This window comes from Stenotrophomonas sp. 364 (genome assembly GCF_009832905.1).
GTDB classification, from domain to species: domain Bacteria; phylum Pseudomonadota; class Gammaproteobacteria; order Xanthomonadales; family Xanthomonadaceae; genus Stenotrophomonas; species Stenotrophomonas maltophilia_AP.
The window spans coordinates 1,292,083-1,310,865 of the sequence record NZ_CP047135.1; the positions used below are offsets into that span (position 1 = coordinate 1,292,083).

The 18,783-nt window shown below is 66.7% G+C and carries 18 protein-coding genes; 12 read left to right on the top strand and 6 right to left on the bottom strand.

Annotated features, from left to right (window positions below; all coding sequences use genetic code 11):
• The first annotated feature begins 62 nt into the window (after window positions 1-62).
• Window positions 63-1,598 (top strand): hypothetical protein, encoded by a 1,536-nt coding sequence (locus tag GQ674_RS05955; RefSeq protein ID WP_159496346.1) that lies wholly within the window; start codon window positions 63-65, stop codon window positions 1,596-1,598.
• Between the two features lie 94 nt (window positions 1,599-1,692).
• On the opposite strand, the gene miaB is transcribed toward GQ674_RS05955, so the two are convergent.
• A complete protein-coding gene (gene miaB, locus GQ674_RS05960) occupies window positions 1,693-3,150 on the bottom strand; it encodes a tRNA (N6-isopentenyl adenosine(37)-C2)-methylthiotransferase MiaB (protein ID WP_159496347.1) in 1,458 nt (485 codons plus the stop codon).
• 199 nt (window positions 3,151-3,349) lie between these two features.
• Between miaB and GQ674_RS05965 the strand changes: the two genes are divergently transcribed.
• The 6 genes from GQ674_RS05965 to GQ674_RS05990 all read left to right on the top strand — a co-directional run bounded on the left by GQ674_RS05965 (window position 3,350) and on the right by GQ674_RS05990 (window position 8,483).
• Window positions 3,350-4,291 (top strand): lytic transglycosylase domain-containing protein, encoded by a 942-nt coding sequence (locus GQ674_RS05965; protein ID WP_159496348.1) that lies wholly within the window; start codon window positions 3,350-3,352, stop codon window positions 4,289-4,291.
• 182 nt (window positions 4,292-4,473) lie between these two features.
• Window positions 4,474-5,094 carry a ubiquinol-cytochrome c reductase iron-sulfur subunit gene (gene petA / locus GQ674_RS05970; RefSeq protein ID WP_159496349.1) on the top strand — a complete coding sequence of 207 codons (621 nt, stop codon included), beginning with the start codon at window positions 4,474-4,476 and terminating at the stop codon, window positions 5,092-5,094.
• A gap of 2 nt (window positions 5,095-5,096) precedes the next feature.
• Complete coding sequence (locus GQ674_RS05975; RefSeq protein ID WP_038689279.1) at window positions 5,097-6,356, top strand: cytochrome bc complex cytochrome b subunit; 1,260 nt, start codon at window positions 5,097-5,099, stop codon at window positions 6,354-6,356.
• Window positions 6,357-6,393: 37 nt separating this feature from the next.
• Window positions 6,394-7,095, top strand: a complete 702-nt coding sequence (locus tag GQ674_RS05980) for a cytochrome c1 (RefSeq protein ID WP_236546278.1) — start codon at window positions 6,394-6,396, stop codon at window positions 7,093-7,095.
• Between the two features lie 159 nt (window positions 7,096-7,254).
• Complete coding sequence (locus GQ674_RS05985; protein ID WP_038689276.1) at window positions 7,255-7,890, top strand: glutathione S-transferase N-terminal domain-containing protein; 636 nt, start codon at window positions 7,255-7,257, stop codon at window positions 7,888-7,890.
• A 149-nt stretch (window positions 7,891-8,039) separates the two neighbouring features.
• On the top strand, window positions 8,040-8,483 hold the full coding sequence (locus GQ674_RS05990) for a ClpXP protease specificity-enhancing factor (protein ID WP_141058627.1): 444 nt from the start codon (window positions 8,040-8,042) through the stop codon (window positions 8,481-8,483).
• A gap of 200 nt (window positions 8,484-8,683) precedes the next feature.
• On the opposite strand, the gene GQ674_RS05995 is transcribed toward GQ674_RS05990, so the two are convergent.
• From GQ674_RS05995 to GQ674_RS06010, 4 genes are all read right to left on the bottom strand, one after another.
• Window positions 8,684-9,040 carry a DUF3301 domain-containing protein gene (locus GQ674_RS05995; protein ID WP_038689272.1) on the bottom strand — a complete coding sequence of 119 codons (357 nt, stop codon included), beginning with the start codon at window positions 9,038-9,040 and terminating at the stop codon, window positions 8,684-8,686.
• 81 nt (window positions 9,041-9,121) lie between these two features.
• A complete protein-coding gene (locus tag GQ674_RS06000) occupies window positions 9,122-10,225 on the bottom strand; it encodes a DUF2272 domain-containing protein (RefSeq protein WP_159496351.1) in 1,104 nt (367 codons plus the stop codon).
• A 140-nt stretch (window positions 10,226-10,365) separates the two neighbouring features.
• The gene (gene nadC, locus GQ674_RS06005; RefSeq protein WP_159496352.1) at window positions 10,366-11,223 is read right to left on the bottom strand and encodes a carboxylating nicotinate-nucleotide diphosphorylase; all 858 of its coding nucleotides are present in this window, start codon (window positions 11,221-11,223) and stop codon (window positions 10,366-10,368) included.
• On the bottom strand, window positions 11,220-11,489 hold the full coding sequence (locus tag GQ674_RS06010; protein WP_159496353.1) for a Trm112 family protein: 270 nt from the start codon (window positions 11,487-11,489) through the stop codon (window positions 11,220-11,222). Before GQ674_RS06010 ends, nadC begins: the two co-directional genes overlap by 4 nt.
• 59 nt (window positions 11,490-11,548) lie before the next feature.
• Here GQ674_RS06010 and purE point away from each other — a divergent pair, with 59 nt between their 5' ends.
• Together purE and GQ674_RS06020 are read left to right on the top strand one after the other, a co-directional pair.
• On the top strand, window positions 11,549-12,052 hold the full coding sequence (gene purE / locus GQ674_RS06015) for a 5-(carboxyamino)imidazole ribonucleotide mutase (protein ID WP_038689267.1): 504 nt from the start codon (window positions 11,549-11,551) through the stop codon (window positions 12,050-12,052).
• Window positions 12,049-13,197: a 5-(carboxyamino)imidazole ribonucleotide synthase gene (locus tag GQ674_RS06020; protein WP_159496354.1), complete on the top strand. Its 1,149-nt coding sequence runs from the start codon at window positions 12,049-12,051 to the stop codon at window positions 13,195-13,197. Before purE ends, GQ674_RS06020 begins: the two co-directional genes overlap by 4 nt.
• An 86-nt stretch (window positions 13,198-13,283) precedes the next feature.
• Here the strand turns inward: GQ674_RS06020 and GQ674_RS06025 are convergent, their stop codons facing one another.
• Complete coding sequence (locus tag GQ674_RS06025) at window positions 13,284-13,865, bottom strand: superoxide dismutase (protein WP_159496355.1); 582 nt, start codon at window positions 13,863-13,865, stop codon at window positions 13,284-13,286.
• 119 nt (window positions 13,866-13,984) lie between these two features.
• On the opposite strand from GQ674_RS06025, the gene grxD reads away from it, so the two are divergent.
• From grxD to GQ674_RS06040, 3 genes are all read left to right on the top strand, one after another.
• A complete protein-coding gene (gene grxD / locus GQ674_RS06030) occupies window positions 13,985-14,305 on the top strand; it encodes a Grx4 family monothiol glutaredoxin (RefSeq protein ID WP_038689261.1) in 321 nt (106 codons plus the stop codon).
• Entirely contained in the window at window positions 14,302-15,045 is a 744-nt protein-coding gene (locus tag GQ674_RS06035; RefSeq protein WP_159496356.1) for an SDR family NAD(P)-dependent oxidoreductase, read from the top strand. The genes grxD and GQ674_RS06035 overlap by 4 nt, the downstream gene beginning before the upstream one ends.
• Window positions 15,046-15,371: 326 nt before the next feature.
• On the top strand, window positions 15,372-18,584 hold the full coding sequence (locus GQ674_RS06040) for a TonB-dependent receptor (protein WP_159496357.1): 3,213 nt from the start codon (window positions 15,372-15,374) through the stop codon (window positions 18,582-18,584).
• Window positions 18,585-18,783 lie beyond the last annotated feature (199 nt).

Consider the following 18,783-nt stretch of genomic DNA (forward strand, 5'->3'; position numbering starts at 1 on the left):
CGCATGCGGGGAGCTTCCGGCGCCCTGCACGGAAGGCAACTGCATAGCAACGGAGAAGCGTCATGGATGATGGTTGTTGGAGCAAAAGCGTGCCCGTACGCGCGAGTGCACTCGCTATCGCCGGCCTGCTGGCAGCACCGTTGGCCGCGGCCTGCACAGGTGAAGCGGGCGACACCCAGGCAGTGGCCACGTCGACAGTCGAATCCAGATTGTTTGTCACCGGCAACACAGAGGGATTCGCCACCCGCGTTTCCCCGTTCGATACGGACGCCCAGAATCGCGCGGTGCTGCCTGACGTCGAGGTGTCCCAAGCCCCGGAAGATCCGTCCAGCGAGAGGTTTGGCGCCGCAGGCGGCACCGCCATCCATGGTGAACACAGCGATGGACGATGGCGCGTCTGCAGGGAAGAGCGGTGGCAGCCGCGTACGAACAGCGGGGCGGCCAGACAGGCTGATGCGGCGGCACCTGGTGCGGAAGCCGCCAAGCGCTGGTCGAAAGACTTCTTCGTCGGCGCGGTGCGGACCTATCGCTACGATACGGCGGGGCGGCTCCTGGAGGCGCGGGATGTGGTCAGTCCGGATGTGCTGCCGCAGGCGGGCGTTGCCTGGCTGGTGCCCAAGAGCGGCCTGCTGTATTGCGCGCGATATGAGAGCCAGGGGCGCATGACCTGGTCGATCGACACGGCTGGCGTTGGGCGCTGGGACCCTGGCAAGGTGTGTGCGGACCTGAGCGAGGACACGGTGGATTCGCTGCGGGTGACCTACAACGAGGATGGTAGCGTGCTGGCCCTGCTGCGTACCCGCCCGTCTTCGCTGCCGGAAGGCGGCGGCGTGGCGCTGATGCATCCGGATGGATATTCCGACGCGGGGTGGACCGGTACGGCGACGTTTTTGCTGCCACCCCGACAGGGGATTGATGCCGCCGACAATACCGTCAGCGCGCGGATCGCCGAGGGCCGTGGTATCGCGTCGCTGTCCACGCGTCGGAAGGACTTCGCTGCCTACGATGCGCAGCCTCCCTACCATGAGCGGCCGCAGGTGGAGGCGCAATACAACGCCAAGGTCTACTACGACTTTCCTGACGCGGACATTCCGATGTCGGCAGCACGCGATGGCTTTGCCGACCTGGCCGACTATCCGCGGGTGCGCAGCTACGTGTACGACAAGGGCGTGCGGGTAGAGGAAGTGTTCGCGGCCGGCACGCATGCGCCCCGCCAACGCGTATGGCGCTCGCGTTTTGCGTTGCGCCAGGAAGACTACGATGCCGCGGGTAAGCTGCAGCAGGTAGTCCACTACGGTGACGAAATCCCCGGCGGGCACGCCGAGGATCTTGCGGGGGCCGGGCGGCGTGCGGGCTTCAAACATGTGCTGCTGACCAAGGGGGGCAGTGCGTATCGTGTTTATCGCTATGACCGTAACGGACGCGAGCGGCTTGAGCTGGCCTGTTGGTCGACGATGGGCGGTGCAGGGGGCGTCGCGGAGGAAGCGCAATGCGGCGGCGCAGATGGCAAGGTGCGTGCCGAGGGCGCGGCGATCGAGGGGCTGTTGCGCGATACCTACGGCGTGTCCCAGCGACGCCTTGCGTACACGCCAATGTGACACGCCGCGCTATCCACCGGTATCGGCGGACACGCATCAACGGTGGCGTAGGTGCCGACCGTTGGTCGGCACGCCTTCATCAGCCGGCACGCTGTTACGCCGTCACCATCCGCGCACGCAGCGAATTGCTGTACGCCTCGGTGATCACCACGTCGACGAACTGCCCCACCAGGCGCGGGTGGCCGGGGAAGTTCACCGAGCGCATGTTCTCCGTCTTGCCGGTCAGCTCGTTCGGATCGCGCTTGGACGGACCTTCCACCAGCACGGTCTGCACGGTGCCGACCATCTTCGCCGAGATGCCGGCGGCATGTTCGTTGATCCGCGCCTGCAGCCGCGACAGCCGGGCGTGCTTCTCGGCGTCGCTGATGGTGTCTTCCAGGTCGGCCGCGGGCGTGCCCGGGCGGCGCGAATAGATGAAGGAGAAGCTGTGGTCGAAGCCGATGTCCTCGATCAGCTTCATGGTTTTCTCGAAATCCTCGTCGGTCTCGCCGGGGAAACCGACGATGAAGTCCGAGCTGATCGAGATGTCCGGGCGCACCGCGCGCAGCTTGCGGATCTTGGCCTTGAACTCCAGCGCGGTGTAGCCGCGTTTCATCGCAGACAGCACCCGGTCGCTGCCGGCCTGCACCGGCAGGTGCAGGAAGTTGGCCAGTTGCGGCACGTCGCGGTAGGCATCCACCAGCGAGTCGCTGAACTCCAGCGGGTGCGAGGTGGTGAAGCGGATCCGGCCTACCCCGTCGATCTCGGCGATGGTGCGGATCAGCAGGCCGAGATCGGCGAACTCTCCTTCCCCGTATGGCCCGCGGTAGGCGTTGACGTTCTGGCCGAGCAGGTTGATCTCGCGCACGCCCTGGGCGGCCAGCTGGGCCACTTCCACCACCACGTCCTCGAACGGACGGCTCACTTCGGTGCCACGGGTGTAGGGCACCACGCAGAACGAGCAGTACTTGGAGCAGCCCTCCATGATCGACACGAACGCCGAGCCACCGTCGGCGCGCGGCTCGGGCAGGCGGTCGAACTTCTCGATCTCCGGGAAGCTGATGTCCACCTGCGACTTGCCCGATTCGCGCCGCTGCCGGATCAGTTCGGGCAGGCGGTGCAGGGTCTGCGGGCCGAACACCAGGTCCACGTGCGGGGCGCGCTTGATGATCGCCTCGCCTTCCTGCGAAGCCACGCAGCCGCCCACGCCGATGATCACGCCCCGGCCGTTGTTCTTCAGCGCCTTCCAGTAACCCAGCTGGCTGAACACCTTCTCCTGGGCCTTTTCGCGGATCGAGCAGGTGTTCATCAACAACACGTCGGCCTCGGCCGGGTCGTCGGTGAGCTCCAGGCCCTCGGCGGCGGCGAGCACGTCGGCCATCTTGGACGAGTCGTACTCGTTCATCTGGCACCCGTGGGTCTTGATATAGAGCTTGCCGCGCACCGGGCCGTCCACCTTCGGCCGGGTGCCGGGCAGGGGAATCAGGTCGGGGCGGGGCGAATCGGGCGAAACGGAGGCAGGCAAGGCGGAGCCGGCCGAAGTCGGCGCGGTCGAAGCTGGCGTCCCGGTCATGGCGCTTATTCCAGTCGGGTGGGCGGGCAGGCAGCCGGGAAGGCTGCTGGTAAGCCGCCCATTGTAGCGGGGAAGGGGGGAGGGCGCCGGGCGCCCGGGCCGGGCCGGGATGTGACGGTCGTCGGGGTTGGGAGCGACGGTCCGTCAGTGGAGCGTCAAAGACTTGGCAACGCTCCGTTAACTTGGGACACTCGCCGCCATGAAGGGGATCTTGGGGATCGCTGCGCTGGCCTTGGCTGCGCTGACCGCTTTGCCGGCCAGTGCGGGCACCCTGTACAAGTGCGTCGGGGCCGACAACATCCCCAGCTATGTCAGCAAGCGGGTCTCGGGCGCGTCCTGCAGCGTGGTCAGCAGTTACCGGCCCGACCGGGGCGCCGCCCGCCGGTATGTGCCGCCGGCCCCGGCCGCCCCGGCGGTCGTTGCGACACCTGCCCCCAGTCCGGCCGCCGCCGATCACGCCAGCACCGGCACCGCAGTGACGGCCAGCGCCCCGGCCCAGCCGGCCACCGTGCTGAGCGCCCCGGCGGCGCCCGCCGCGCGGCCCAACAAGGCCGGTCGCGTGGTCAACGGCCAGGTCTATTCCTATATGAAGGACGGGGTGCGCCATTACACCAGCGCCCGTCCCACCCAGCTGGCCAGCCTTGGCCAGGTGCGCACCATCCACTACAGCTTCATCGAACGCTGCTACGCCTGCGGCGCCAACCCGGGGGTCAACTTCGGTTCGGTCCGGCTCAACACCACGGCCTTCCAGGCCGAGATCGCCGCTGCTGCGCGCGAGTTCGGGGTCGAAGAGGCGGTGGTGCGGGCGATCATCCATGCCGAATCGGCCTACAACCCGACCGCGCTCAGCCGTGCCGGCGCCCAGGGCCTGATGCAGTTGATGCCGCCCACGGCGCGGCGTTTCGGCGTCACCGATTCCTACGACGCAGCGCAGAACATCCGCGGCGGCGTGCAGTACCTGTCGTGGCTGCTCAAGCGCTTCAATGGCAACCTCACCCTGGCTGCGGCCGGGTACAACGCCGGCGAAGGCGCGGTGGATCGCCATGGTGGCGTCCCGCCTTACAGCGAAACCCAGTACTACGTGAAGCGGGTGGCCCAGTTGGCCGATCGCTACCGCGGTGCGCAGGCCACCACCCAATGAAACACCGCGCCCATGGCGCTGGCGGCCCTTCATGGCGTAATGTCCTGCAGTAATGTCGTTCCGTAGTACCGCGTTGTGTGGCCGACTTCGGTTCAGCTACACTCGCGGCAGATTCAATGTGGACTGGCCCCCACCGGTCCACTGGCAGCCTCAAGCTACCTAAATCAATATCGGAGTGCCGGATGGCCAACGATGGGGTAAACGATCCAGTCAACACCGGACGTCGACGATTTCTTTCAGCAACCACCGCGGTGGTCGGAGCAGTCGGCGTCGGATTTGCAGCGGTACCGTTCATCAAGTCCTGGAATCCCAGTGCCCGCGCCAAATTGGCCGGTGCCCCTGTGATTGCCGATATCAGCGCCCTGCAGGAAGGCCAACGACTGGTCATGGAGTGGCGTGGACAGCCGATCTGGATCGTCAAGCGTTCCAAGGCCATCCTGGAGGCCCTGCATGGCTTGGATGATCGCCTGAAGGATCCAGCATCCGGCGAGAAGGACCAGCAGCCCGAGTACGTGCTCAAGCAGAACCCGGAGTTCCGGTCGATCAAATCCGACGTGTCGGTGCTGGTCGGGCTGTGCACCCACCTGGGCTGCTCGCCGGAAATGGTCGCCGAGATCCGCCCCGAGCCGTACGACCCGCAGTGGAAGGGCGGTTACTTCTGCCCATGCCACAAGTCGCGCTTCGACATGTCCGGTCGTGTGTTCAAGGATGTTCCGGCACCGATCAACCTGCTGGTGCCGCCGCACCATTACCAGGACGACAACACCATCATCATCGGCGTTGATCCGCAGGGGGCGGCTTGATCATGGCCAACATCCTTTCCCGCACCGCCACCGGCGTCGCCGATTGGGTCAATGCCCGCGCACCGGGCCTGATGCCGGTGTACCGCAAGCATGTGAGCGAGTACTACGCGCCGAAGAACTTCAACATCTGGTACTACTTCGGCTCGTTGGCACTGTTGATCCTGGTCAACCAGATCGTGACCGGTATCTTCCTCACGATGCATTACAAAACGAACGCCGCCGAAGCGTTCGCCTCCATCGAATACATCATGCGTGACGTGGAGTGGGGCTGGCTGATCCGCTACATGCACTCCACCGGGGCCTCGCTGTTCTTCATCGTGGTCTACCTGCACATGTTCCGCGGGCTGCTGTACGGCAGTTACCAGAAACCGCGCGAACTGGTGTGGATCCTGGGCATGCTGATCTACCTGGTGCTGATGGCCGAAGCCTTCATGGGCTACGTGCTGCCCTGGGGCCAGATGTCGTTCTGGGGCGCCAAGGTGATCATTTCGCTGTTCGGCGCGATCCCGGTGATCGGGACCGGGCTGACCGAGTGGATCATGGGCGACTACCTGCCCAGCGACGCCACCCTCAACCGCTTCTTCGCCCTGCACGTGATCGCCCTGCCGCTGGTGCTGTTGCTGCTGGTGGTGCTGCACCTGGGCGCGCTGCACGAGGTGGGCTCCAACAATCCCGACGGCGTGGAGATCAAGAAGGGCCCCAAGGGCAACCGCTGGTCGGCCACCGCGCCTACCGATGGCATCCCGTTCCATCCGTATTACACGCTCAAGGATGGGGTCGGCGCCGGGTTCCTGTTGATCATCGCCGCCTTCATCATCTTCTTCGCCCCGGCCTTCGGGGGTCTGTTCCTGGAACACGACAACTTCACCGAGGCCAACCGCCTGGTCACGCCGGAGCACATCAAGCCGGTCTGGTACTACACCCCTTACTACGCGATGTTGCGGGTGGTGCCCAACAAGCTGGGCGGCGTGCTGGTGATGTTCTCGGCCATCGCGATCCTGTTCCTGGTGCCGTGGCTGGACCGCGCGCGGGTCAAGTCCTACCGCTACCGCGGCTGGTTGTCGCGGGTGCTGCTGGGCGTGTTCGCGGTGTGCTTCGTGTGGCTGGGCGTGATCGGCTCGGGCCCTGGCACCGACGCCCACGAAACCTACGTGGGCCGCGTGCTGACCTTCCTGTACTTCGCCTTCTTCATCACCATGCCGCTATGGACCAGGCTGGACAGGACCAAACCGGTACCGGATCGGGTGACCACGCATGACTGACCACTGGATTGTCCGGCTGGCCTGCGCGGCCGCCCTGATGTTGAGCAGTGCCATCGCCGGTGCCGCCGAGGGCGGCAAGACCCTGCAGGCCGGCAACGACCTGAGCGATCGGGCCTCGCTGCAGCGTGGTGCGCAGCTGTACATGAACTACTGCTCGGGCTGCCACGCGCTGAAGTACCTGCGCTATTCGCGCATGGCCGCCGATCTCGGGCTGAGCGAGGACGAGGTGATGAACAACCTCAACTTCACCGGCACCCCGATCGGCGAGCCGATCCCGGTGAGCATGCCCAAGGCGCAGGCGGAAAAGTGGTTCGGCAAGATGCCGCCCGACCTGAGCCTGATTGCCCGGGTACGCGGCAGCGACTGGGTGTACACCTACCTCAAGTCGTTCTACGTGGATCCGTCGCGGCCCCTGGGCTGGAACAACAGCCTGTTCCCGAATGCGTCCATGCCCAACCCGCTGTGGGAGATGCAGGGCCTGCAGCACGCGGTGCACGGCAAGCCGGAAAGCCCGGGCGCCGACCCGCCGGTGACCGGTCTGAAGATTGCGCAGCCGGGCAACGTGGATGCACAGCAGTACGACCAGACAGTGCGCGACATCACCAACTTCCTGGAATACGCCGGTGAGCCGGCGGCGCTCAAGCGCCAGAAGCTGGGCGTCTGGGTGATCCTGTTCCTGGCGCTGCTGACGTTCCTTGCCTACCTGCTCAAGAAGGAATACTGGAAGGACGTGCACTGAGCCTCCAGGCGCCCCGAGCGTGGATCGGCCCCGGCAGGGGTCGATCGGCCTATTGGCTTTTGTGATGGGCAGTTGCACACTCGGGTACTGTGACGACCGCTGGCAGTGGGCTGGCGGCGCCGATACGACCGGCGGTTACCGGACGTTGGAGAGCCTTTGATGGCGGCGAGCGTACGCATGCGAAACACCTTGACGCTGTTTTCCTCGAACGACGATGTGCTGTGCCATCGCGTGCGCCTGGTACTGGCTGCCAAGGGCGTGAGCTACGACTTCGTCCCGGTCGACCCGCAGAATCCGCCCGAGGACCTGATCGACCTCAACCCGTACCACTCCGTGCCCACCCTGGTGGAGCGCGAACTGGTGCTGTATGCGGCATCGGTGGTCAGCGAGTACCTGGACGAGCGCTACCCGCACCCGCCGCTGATGCCGGTCGATCCGCTGTCGCGCGCACGCATCCGCTTGGCGATGCTGCGCATCGAACACGACTGGGTGCCGCAGGTTCAGGCCATCCAGCTGGGCAACAAGACCCAGGCCGAAGCCGGTCGCAAGCGGCTGAAGGAGCTGCTGACCAGCGCGGTGCCGCTGTTCAAGGCCAGCAAGTTCTTCCTCAATCCGGAGATGAGCCTGGCCGACTGTGCGATGGCCCCGATCATCTGGCGCCTGCAGTCGCTGGACGTGCCGTTGCCCAAGGACGGCAAGTCGATCGAAGACTACGGCAACCGCATTTTCCGCCATCCCGGTTTCATCCGCAGCCTGACCGACCAGGAAAAGAAGCTGCGCGATCTGCCGGGCTGACGGCGCGCACCGGCACGCTCAGGCGACCGGTGCACTGAATGAAAACGCAGGACGGGCGCGCGCGGAGGCTGACCTGCGGGTAGGCGGGCGCGTACACTTGCCACTACGCAATCGGATCCCCGCAGCCGAGCAAGGCTCGGCTCTACCCCATGACTGAAGACACTTTCCGCATGACCAGCCACCGTCCGTACCTGTTGCGGGCCTTGGTGGAATGGATCAATGACAACGACCTGACGCCGCACATCCTGGTCGACGCCGGGATGCCGGGCGTGCAGGTGCCGCAGAGCGCGGTCAAGGACGGCCGGGTGGTGTTGAACATCGCCGAACGCGCCGTGGTGCAGCTGCACATCGACAACGACGGCGTGAGCTTCTCGGCGCGTTTTTCGGGCACCAGCTACCCGGTGCATGTGCCGATTTCGGCCGTGCTGGCCGTGTACGCGCGCGAGACCGGGCAGGGCATGGCACTGCCGGATGACATCCCCGGCCACGAACCCGGCCCGGACGATGAGCTGCCGCCGGACGACAGCCCGACCCCGCCTGATGATCTGCCGCCCAAGCCCAGCGGCCGCCCACATCTGCGGGTGGTGAAATAAAACACGCATGGCCGCCGCAAGGCGGCCATTCCACGTAGAGCCGACCGTTGGTCGGCTGCTCTCTGCGGAAATCCATGGCAGCCGACTAACGGCAGCCGACCAACGGTCGGCTCTACCTCGGGATGCAACGGTCGGCTCTACGGCCGGAATGCGCAATGCGGGATGCGTCAGCCGACCAACGGTCGGCTCTACCGCCGGGGTCAGACGTCCTCGGCGCCGCTGGTATCCACGCTGCGCCGGATTTCGCTGATGCGGGCCGCGGAGGGGCCGACAAAGGACACCAGCTCATCCCCGCGCAGCACCATGCGGCCGCTGTGGCGGTCCACGCCATCGTGCGAATACTCGAACTTGAACGTGCGCTCCCAGCCCAGCCAGCCGTTGGGCTTGCGGCAGACGCGCAGCCCCGTGGAATGCACGCTCTGGTCCAGCCATTGCACATCGGCGGCCCGGCAGGCGTTGCGGCCCAGCTCGCCGGCCCGCTCGGCGGCGGCGCGTGCGGAGTTCCAGAACGCGTAGGCGAACGCACCGGCAATCATCAGCAGGATCAAACTGGGCATGGGTGACTCGGTACGTTCGGAGCGGCTGGAACCTCCAAGATGGCGGCGAACCTCGCCCGGATCAAGCCATTGAGGCGCCCGTCATCCCCCGCTGCGCGGCGCAGCCCCGGGCAACGGCACCGGAGGCTGGGCCGGCGTAGCCGGTGACGGCGGTGGGCGAGTTGGTGCCGGTGCCGACCCCGGCGCAGCGGGCGACACGGGCAGCGGGCGCGGCGGCGGCAACGGCTGTGCAGGGCCGGGCGGCATGCCGTCTGCAGCCGGTGGCGACGTGGTGGGCGAGGGCGGAAGCGCTGCAGGCGCGGTCGCCACCAGTTTCAGCAGCGCGGCCCAGTCCTGCCGGTTGAAGTTGCACTCCTCTTCGCGGCCCGGCGTGCAGCCCCGTTCCATGCCATCGCTGGCGGTGGCCTTGGCCGGCGGCAGTTCGATACGACCGCTGCGGTCCAGCGACAGCTTGCGCATCGCCACGGTGTTCATCACGTTGCCGCCGATCAGGTACAGGGTGCGGTCGCCGCCCATGTTGGCTGCGATCACCACCTCGCAATGCGACTTCCAATGCGTCACCGCGCCACTGCCCAGCGACTGTACCAGGCCGCTGTAGCTGAGCGCTTCCCGGCGATCGCGCAGGTAGCACAGCAGGTCGCCCGGCGCGGGTTTTTCCTGCGCCGGATCGGTCATCCGGTACGGGCCGCTGTTCTGGTACGCCGCGCGGAGGTAGTCGATATGCCGGGGCGAGCGGGTAAAGCCCGGCACGCTGGCGCGGGTCATGACCCAGGAAATGAAGGCGGCCGACCATGGGTTGTCGATCAGGAAGGCACGGCAGTCGGTGTCGGTGTAGCGCGTGCCTGGCGGCGCCATGCAGCTGGATGCGCCGGGCTGGCCGCCCATCGGCGACAGCGTGCCACTCTGGCGCCAGTACCCCACCACGCGTTGCCAGGCGACCATGCCGTTGTCGGCGAGGTGCACGTCCTCGGCTTCGGTCGCGCTGATGCTGGCCACGCGGCCGTCGCGGTCGATGAACGGGCGATACCAGAGCCGGTGTTCATTGCAGGCGGTCTGCACGATGTTCACCGCCAGCGGGCTCAGCCCGAACCGGGGCGGGATATCGCAGACCTCGGCCGCAGCCGCGGTGGCCGGCAGCAGCGTCGCCAGCGGCGACAGGCATGCAAGCAGGAACAAGGGGCGCATACGCGCTCTCCGGGTGGGGGCAGGGCAAGCCTCGCAGACCCGGTCTGCCGATCCCGTGAACGCCGCGCGCCGATGCCCCGCGACCAACGGTCGTGCGTTGCCTGCCGAGCAGGTGCCGACCGCTGGTCGGCACGCGTGCCTCAACCCGGCGGCGGGCCCAGCTTCAACGACAGGTCGATCGCCTGCACGTGCTTGGTCAGGCCGCCGATCGAGATGCAGTCCACGCCGTCCTCGGCGATCGCGCGCAGACCGTCCAGGCCCACGCTGCCGGAGACTTCCAGTGGAATCCGCCCGGCCGCAATGCGCACGGCCTCGCGCCGCAGGTCCGCGTCGAAATCGTCGATCAGGATGCGCTCGCAGCCCACTGCCAGTGCTTCGCGCAGCTGGTCCAGGTCCTCGACCTCGACCACCAGCGGCAGCTGCGGCCACTGCGCCCGCGCGGCCTGCACCGCCGCGGTGAGCGAGCCCGCGGCGCGGATGTGGTTTTCCTTGAGCATCACCGTGTCGAACAGGCCCAGGCGATGGTTGTCGCCGCCGCCACAGCGCACTGCGTACTTCTGCGCCACGCGCAGCCCGGGCAGGGTCTTGCGGGTGTCCAGGATGCGTGCGCCGGTGCCCGCCACGGCGGCCACATGGCGCGCCGTCGTGGTGGCCGTCCCTGACAGGGTCTGCAGGAAGTTCAGCGAGGTGCGCTCGGCGCTCACCAGGCTGCGGTTGCGCCCGTGCAGGATGGCCAGCACCGTACCGGCGGCAACGTGGTCGCCCTCGGCCACCCGCCAGTCGATCCGGACCTGCGGGTCCAGGGCGCGATGGGTGGCGTCGAACCACGGCCGGCCGGCGATCACCGCGTCCTGCTTGCACAGCAGGTAGGCACTGTCGGGGCAGTCGGGCAGCAGGGCCGCGGTGACGTCGCCGCTGCCGATATCCTCGGCCAGCGCCCGTGCCACGTCGGCTTCTACTGCGGCGGCATCGGGTGCCGCAAGCTCGGCCCGGCTCATTTTTCCGGGAAGCCGGCGATCTGCGCGGTGGCGATGGCCTCCTCGGCCAGCAGCACCGGAATGCCGTCGTCGACGCGGAACACCTGCTTGCGGTCGCGGGTCAGCAGCGCCTCGCGCAGGGCCAGCGCCTGGGTGCTGCCGTCGGCCTTGAGCACGGTGCCGGCGCCGATCGCGCGGTTGAGTGCCTCCAGGCCCTTGGCGTCCAGCAGGGACAGGGGCTGGCGGGTGTCGGGCGAGCACAGCAGGTCAAGCAGCTTGCGATCCATGGATTCTTCGTCTTGCGTGGAAGATGGCTAGAATACGTCTTTAAGGCAGGTGACGGCCAATGACCCCCAACCAATCCGCGCCGCTCGTCGGCATCGTCATGGGTTCCCGCTCCGACTGGGAAACCATGCAGCACGCCGCCCAGAAGCTTGATGCGCTCGGCGTTCCCTATGAAGTGAAAGTGGTCTCGGCGCACCGCACGCCAGACGTGCTGTTCACCTACGCCGAGCAGGCCGGCAGCCGCGGCCTGCGCGCGATCATCGCCGGTGCCGGTGGCGCGGCCCACCTGCCGGGCATGATCGCGGCCAAGACCGCCGTGCCGGTGCTGGGTGTGCCGGTGCAGTCCAAGGCCTTGAACGGCATGGATTCGCTGCTGTCGATCGTGCAGATGCCGGCCGGCATCCCGGTGGCCACCTTCGCCATCGGCAACGCCGGCGCGTCGAACGCGGCGCTGTTCGCGGCCGCGATGCTGGCCCCGGAGCAGCCGGCGATCGGCCAGGCGCTGGACGCGTTCCGCGCCCGCCAGACCGAAGACGTCATGGCCCACGACGATCCGCGTCAATGAGCACCCGGACCGTAGGCATTCTGGGCGGCGGCCAGCTGGCCCGCATGATGGTGCTGGCCGGCGCGCCGCTGGGGCTGCGCTTTGAACTGTTCGACCCGGCCGCCGATGCCTGTGGTGCCCAGGTGGCGCCGCTGCAGGTGGCCGCGTTCGACGACGAAGCCGCGCTGGCCGCATTCGCCGCCCGCGTGGACGTGGTCACCTTCGATTTCGAGAACGTGCCCGCGCACAGCGCCCGCTTCCTGGCCGAGCGCGTGCCGGTGTATCCCAACCCGGATGCGCTGGCCGTGGCCCAGGACCGCCTGAGCGAGAAGACCCTGTTCCAGCAGCTGGGCATTCCATTGCCGCCGTTCGCCGACATCCGCAGCCGCGATGAACTGGCCGCCCGGGTGGCCGAATTCGGCATGCCCTGCATCGTCAAGACCCGCCGCCTGGGGTACGACGGCAAGGGACAGTTCCGCATCCGCAGCGCGGCCGATATCGATGCGGCCTGGGCCACGCTTGGCGAGTACGTCGAGAAGACCGGCCTGATCCTGGAGGGCTTCGTCGCCTTCGATCGCGAGGTGAGCGTGGTGGCCGTGCGGGGGCGCGACGGTGAATTCCGTGCCTGGCCGGTGACCGGCAACTGGCATGTAGACGGCGTGCTGTCGGCCAGCCTGGCCCCGGCGCGCTTGAGCCCGGCCCAGCACGAGGCGGCCATCGGCCATGCCCGCGCGCTGGCCGAGCGCCTGGACTATGTGGGCGTGTTCGCGCTGGAGCTGTTCTGCCGCGGTGACGAGCTGCTGGTCAACGAGATGGCGCCGCGCGTGCACAACTCCGGCCACTGGACGATCGAAGGCAGCGAGACCTCGCAGTTCGAGAACCACCTGCGCGCGGTGCTCGGCCTGCCGCTGGGCGACACCCGCATGCTGGGGCAGGCCTGCATGCTCAACTGGCTGGGCGCGATGCCGGTCGCGGAGGCCGTGCTGGGCCAGCCCGGCGGGCATTGGCACGACTACGGCAAGCAGCCGCGCGACGGCCGCAAGGTGGGCCATGCCACGCTGCGCGATGACGACGCGGGCAGGTTGGCCGATGCGTTGGAAAACGTGGGCGGGCAGCTTGATCGCGGCGCCCAGGTCGCCCCGGTGGTCGCGGCGCTGCGCGGGTAGAGGTGGTGGCAGGAGGCCGGCGTCCCGGTCACGACCAGCCGTCGTGACCGGCCGGTCTATACCGACCGCCGGTCGGTACGCGCGGCTCAATCCCGCAACTGCGCCGCCACGAAATCCCAGTTCACCACCTTCCAGAAGGCCTCCAGATAGCGCGCGCGCTCGTTCTGGTAGTCCGTGTAATACGCGTGTTCCCACACATCACAGGCCAGCAGCGGGGTGCTGTGCCCGGTCAGTGGCGTGCCGGCGTTGCGCGTGCTCTGGATGGCCAGCGCGCCGGTCGGGTGCTGCACCAGCCAGACCCAGCCCGAGCCGAACAGCCCCAGCGCGGCGCGCTCGAACTCCTCGCGCAACCGGCGCACATCGCCGAAGTGGCGGGTCACCAGTTCGCCCAGCCGGTCCTTCGGGTCGCCGCCGCCGCGCGGGTGCAGGCACTGGAAGTAGAACGCGTGGTTCCAGGCCTGGGCGGCGGCATCGAACAGGCTGCCCTGGCTTTGCCGCACGATGTCCTCCAGCGGCAGGTCGGCCAGCTCGGTGCCTTCGATGCGCGCATTGACCGCATCGATGTAGGCGCGCTGGTGGCGGCCGTGGTGCAGGTCCAGCGTTTCGGCCGACAGGTGTGGCTGCAGGGCGGCGCGGTCGTAAGGCAGGCGGGGCAGGTCGAGGGGCATGGCTGGCATTGGATTGGGGACGGGGGCGCCGGAGGCAGGGCCGGAAGGCTTACAATGGCGCTGAGGGAAGTCTATCCGACCGGCCAGGCCGGGTTGTCCCACCCGCAGGGAGAGTCGTTGTGGCGGTGATGCAGCAGATCCAGACCGAAGTGGAGCGTTACCCCCTCGTGTTGTTCATGAAGGGCACCCCCCAGTACCCCATGTGCGGGTTCTCCAGCCGGGCGATCCAGGCCCTGATGGCCGCCGGCGCGGTCGCGCTGCGCACGGTCAACGTGCTTGAGGAACCGGAAGTCCGCGCCAACCTGCCGCGCTTCTCCAACCTGCCCACCTTCCCGCAGCTGTTCATCCACGGCGAACTGATCGGCGGCTGCGACATCGTGCTGGAGCTGTTCGAATCCGGCGAGCTCAAGCGCATCGTGGAAGAGGCATCGCTCCCATGAGTGCGGTCCCGTCCGTTGTGGTCGGGACTGGATCGCTTGCCGATCGCGTCATCCTCATCGCCGGTGCGGGCGGTGGCTTCGGCAGCGCCGCTGCCGTGGCCTGCGCCGAAGCCGGTGCCACGGTTGTCCTGCTGGGACGCAAGCCGCGCCGGCTCGACCGGGTATACGCGGCCGTCCAGGCCGCCGGCCCCGAGCCGCTGCTGTACCCGATGGACCTGGAAGGGGCGACCCCCGACGACTACGCCGCACTGGCCGAACGCCTGCAGAGCGAGCTGGGCCGCCTCGACGGCCTGCTGTACTGCGCCGCCGACTTCGCCGGCCTGACCCCGTTCGAGCTGGCCGACCCGGCCGCCTTCGCCCGGGCGGTGCACGTCAACCTGACCGCGCCGGCCTGGCTGGCCCAGGCCTGCCTGCCGCTGCTGCGGCAGCGTGACGATGCCGCACTCGTGTTCACCGTGGACGATCCAGCACGGGTAGGACAGGCCTACTGGGGTGGCTATGGCGCCGCCCAGCACGGCCTGCGCGGCCTGATCAGCAGCCTGCATGACGAGCTGGGCCGCAGCCCGGTCCGGGTCAGCGGCCTGCAGCCGGGCCCGATGCGCACCGCCCTGCGTGCCCGGGCCTTTTCGCTGGATGAAGACCGCAGCGCCCGCGATCCGGTCGACTGCGCCCAGGCCGCCGTGCTGCTGCTTTCGGCCGCCGGTGCGGCCCACCGCGGCCAGATCCACACGCCCGCGTAGAGCCGGGCTCTGCCCGGCTGCCTCCGACGATGTGGCGCCAGCCGGGCGGAGCCGGCTCAACGGGGCGCGGGCTGTCATCTCCCCGCCATTCAGCGAGTCCACACTGAATGTGAAGAAGGCGTCACGATACCGTTGTGATGGCGTGTGTTTTGTCGCCAAACCGTCACAATCCGACGCTACCGTGTTAATCTAGTGTTAACCGTTGCGGCTGAAACCAGCCTGCGGCTAGGGAACCCAGATCAAAAGTCCAGTCAGCCGCCAGCAAGGCTGCTTGGGCGCGTTTTTTTCTCCGCCATCCCCAATCTCGCATCGAGGCTATCCCCAAAATGACCCACCTCCGGATGTCCAAGCTCACTCTTGGTCTCGTGGCCGCACTTGCCGCCGCTCCCGCTTTCGCCCAGAGCACCTCTGCCGGTGTCGGCGGCCAGGTCACGTCCGCCGCAGGTTCGCCTGTCGTCGGTGCCGAAGTCACCATCACGCACACCGAGTCGGGCACTGTCAGCCGCGCCACCACGGATGCGTCGGGTCGTTACAACGCGCGCGGTCTGCGCGTGGGTGGTCCGTACACCATCACCATCAACAAGGCCGGTGAAGGCACCAAGACCGAAGAGGGCGTTTACCTGAACCTCAATCAGGTAAACACCGTCAACGCCAACCTGGCCGGCGACGTCGCAGCCACCAACCTCGATGCCGTGCAGGTCGTCGCCATTGCGGGCGGTCTGGACATCTTCAGCGCCACCAAGATGGGCACCGGCACCAACGTGACGCGCGAAACGATGGATGCGCTTCCGTCTGCCAACCGCAATATCCAGGACTACGTGCGTCTGGATCCGCGTATCTCGCAGGTCAGCAAGGCGGACGGCGCGATCTCGGCGGGCGGCCAGAACACCCGCTACAACGCCATCCGCATCGACGGCATCAGCGCCTCCGATCCGTTCGGCCTGGGCTCCAACAATCTGCCGACCGAGCGTCAGCCGGTGTCGATGGACGCCATCCAGGAAATCAACATCGACCTGGCCAACTACGACACGACCATCGCCGGCGGTACCGGTGCGGTGATCAATGCCGTGACCAAGTCGGGCACCAACGAATTCCATGGCACCGTCTACGGCTCCTACCGCGACAAGGACATGGTCCGTTCGCGTCTGGAAGGTGACAAGCAGGACTTCAACGGGTTCGAGGACGAGAAGACCTATGGCATGACCTTCGGCGGCCCGATCGTCAAGGACAAGCTGTTCTTCTTCAGCAACTACGAAAAGTATGAGCGTTCGGCCGCCGGCATCAGCCTGAGCGATACCCCGATCGGCAAGGGCACGATCAGCACCGCCGATGTGACCCGCGTGCAGGACTACCTGAAGGGTCTGGGCTACGATCCGGGTACCCTGTCGGCGCCCAACAGCAAGACCGAGATTGAGGAATACGCGGTCAAGCTGGACTGGAACATCAACGAGAACCACCGTGCCGCCCTGCGCTACAACAAGATGGAGCAGAACGTCGTTCGCTTCCCGCAGGTCTCCAGCAGCGCGATCTCGCTGAGCAACTTCTGGTACCAGCAGCCGACCGAGTATGAAACCTGGATGGGCGAGCTGTTCAGCGACTGGTCGGAGAACTTCTCGACCGAGTTCAAGATTTCGCACAAGGACTATTCGGCCAACCGTGTTCCGCTGGTCAACATGCCGCAGATCCGCATCCGCTCGGGCAACGACTCGCTGTACGTCGGTACTGAGCAGAACACCCACGTCAATATCGTGGAATCCAAGGAACTGAGCGCCTTCGGTGCCGGTACCTGGTATGTCGGCGATCACACCGTCAAGTTCGGCTTCGATTACTCGAAGAACGACCTGATGAACTTCTACGGCCGCAACCTCAACGGCGTGTATGAGTTCAACAGCGTCAACGATTTCCTCAACGGCACCGCCTCGCGCTACCAGCTGCGTGCGCCGCGCGCCGATGGCAGCCGCAGCGACATCCCGGCTGACTTCACCCTGAAGAACACCGGCGTGTTCGTGCAGGATACCTGGGCGATCAACTACAACCTGAGCCTGATGTTCGGCGTCCGCGTGGACATGCCGGACTTCAGTGACCAGCGTCTGTACAACCCGCGCATCGAGCAGCTGTACGGCTTCAACAACACCCAGCTGGTCGACAAGTCGCTGGTGCAGCCGCGTGTCGGCTTCAACTACACCTTCGACAGCGACCGTCCGACCCAGCTGCGCGGTGGCGTGGGCCTGTTCGGTGGCGCGGCGCCGAACGTGTGGCTGGCCGGTGCGTACCAGAACACGGGTCTGAACTACATCGAGTACGACCAGCGCAACCCGCCGGTGGGCACCTTCACCCCGGACGGCAACAACCCGTACGTGCCGGCCGGTGGCCCGGCGTCGGCGCGCCAGAACGTGGACATCATCGCCCCGGGCACCCGCCTGCCGTCGGTGTGGAAGGCCAACCTGGCGTTCGACCATGAGCTGCCGTGGTACGGCATCGTGGCCTCGGCCGAAGTACTGATGACCAAGGTCAAGGACGGTATCTACTTCGACCGTCTGGACGTGTCCGCGCCGACCACCTTCGGTCCGGACGGCCGTGCGATCTACTGGAATGCCGCGGGCCGCAACCCGGCCAACAGCCGCATCCAGAACGGCACCAACTTCGGCATCACCACCGGCACCAGCGGTGCCAATGACCGCGCCAACCGTCCGACCGACATGGGCGATGTGCTGGTCATGCGCAATACCGACAAGGGCCGTGGCAGCCAGGCGACCTTCTCGCTGGCCAAGCCGCTGACCGAGAACTGGGGCTGGTCGCTGGGCTACACCTACACCCAGTCCAAGGAAGTCAGCCCGCTGACCAGTTCGCAGAACACCTCGAACTGGAACAACACGCCGATCTTCAACGCCAACGAAGACGTGGCCTACAACTCGCGCTACGCGATCAAGGACCGCATCACCGGCACCCTGGAGTGGAAGCACAACTTCTTCGGTGACAATGCCACCCGCGTCGGCCTGTTCTATGAAGGCCGTTCGGGTCGTCCGTTCAGCTACATCTTCTACAACGATGCCAACGGCGACGGTGCCGCCACCAACGACCTGTTCTACGTGCCGACCGGTCCGGGTGACGTGCTGTTCACCGGTGGCGCGGCGATGGAGAAGCAGTTCTTCGATTGGCTGGCGCAGAATCCGGAGCTCGATGCCTTCCGCGGCGGCGTGGTCCCGGCCAACCAGCACCGCTCCAAGTGGACCAACTCCTTCGACGTGCGTATCAGCCAGGAGTTCCCGGGCTTCATGAAGGAGCACAAGGGTGAAATCGCCCTGGACATCATGAATGTCGGCAACCTGCTGAACAAGAAGTGGGGTCTGATCGACGACTATGGCTTCTACGCGACCCGCCGTGTAGCCAACTACGCCGGTATCGATCCGGCCACCGGCAAGTACGTGTACTCCTTCACCGGTGCGGACAGCTCTGCGATCCAGGAAAACAACAACGACAAGGGCAACACCGCCGTGTCGCGCTGGTCGATGCAGCTGACCCTGAAGTACAAGTTCTGATCCATCGAGCTTGATGCATGATTGAAAACGGCCGGGGCAACCCGGCCGTTTTTTTTGGTTCTTCGCCCCTCTGAGGGGAGCGTCGTGCTGCAAGGACAGTCGCAGTGTGAGCACCACGCTACCCGGGTGGAGTGTCTGACCCGCCGACCAGCGCCCGGAAAGCGTCAAAGCACGTTTCTGCTTGCCCCGCGGATGGGCG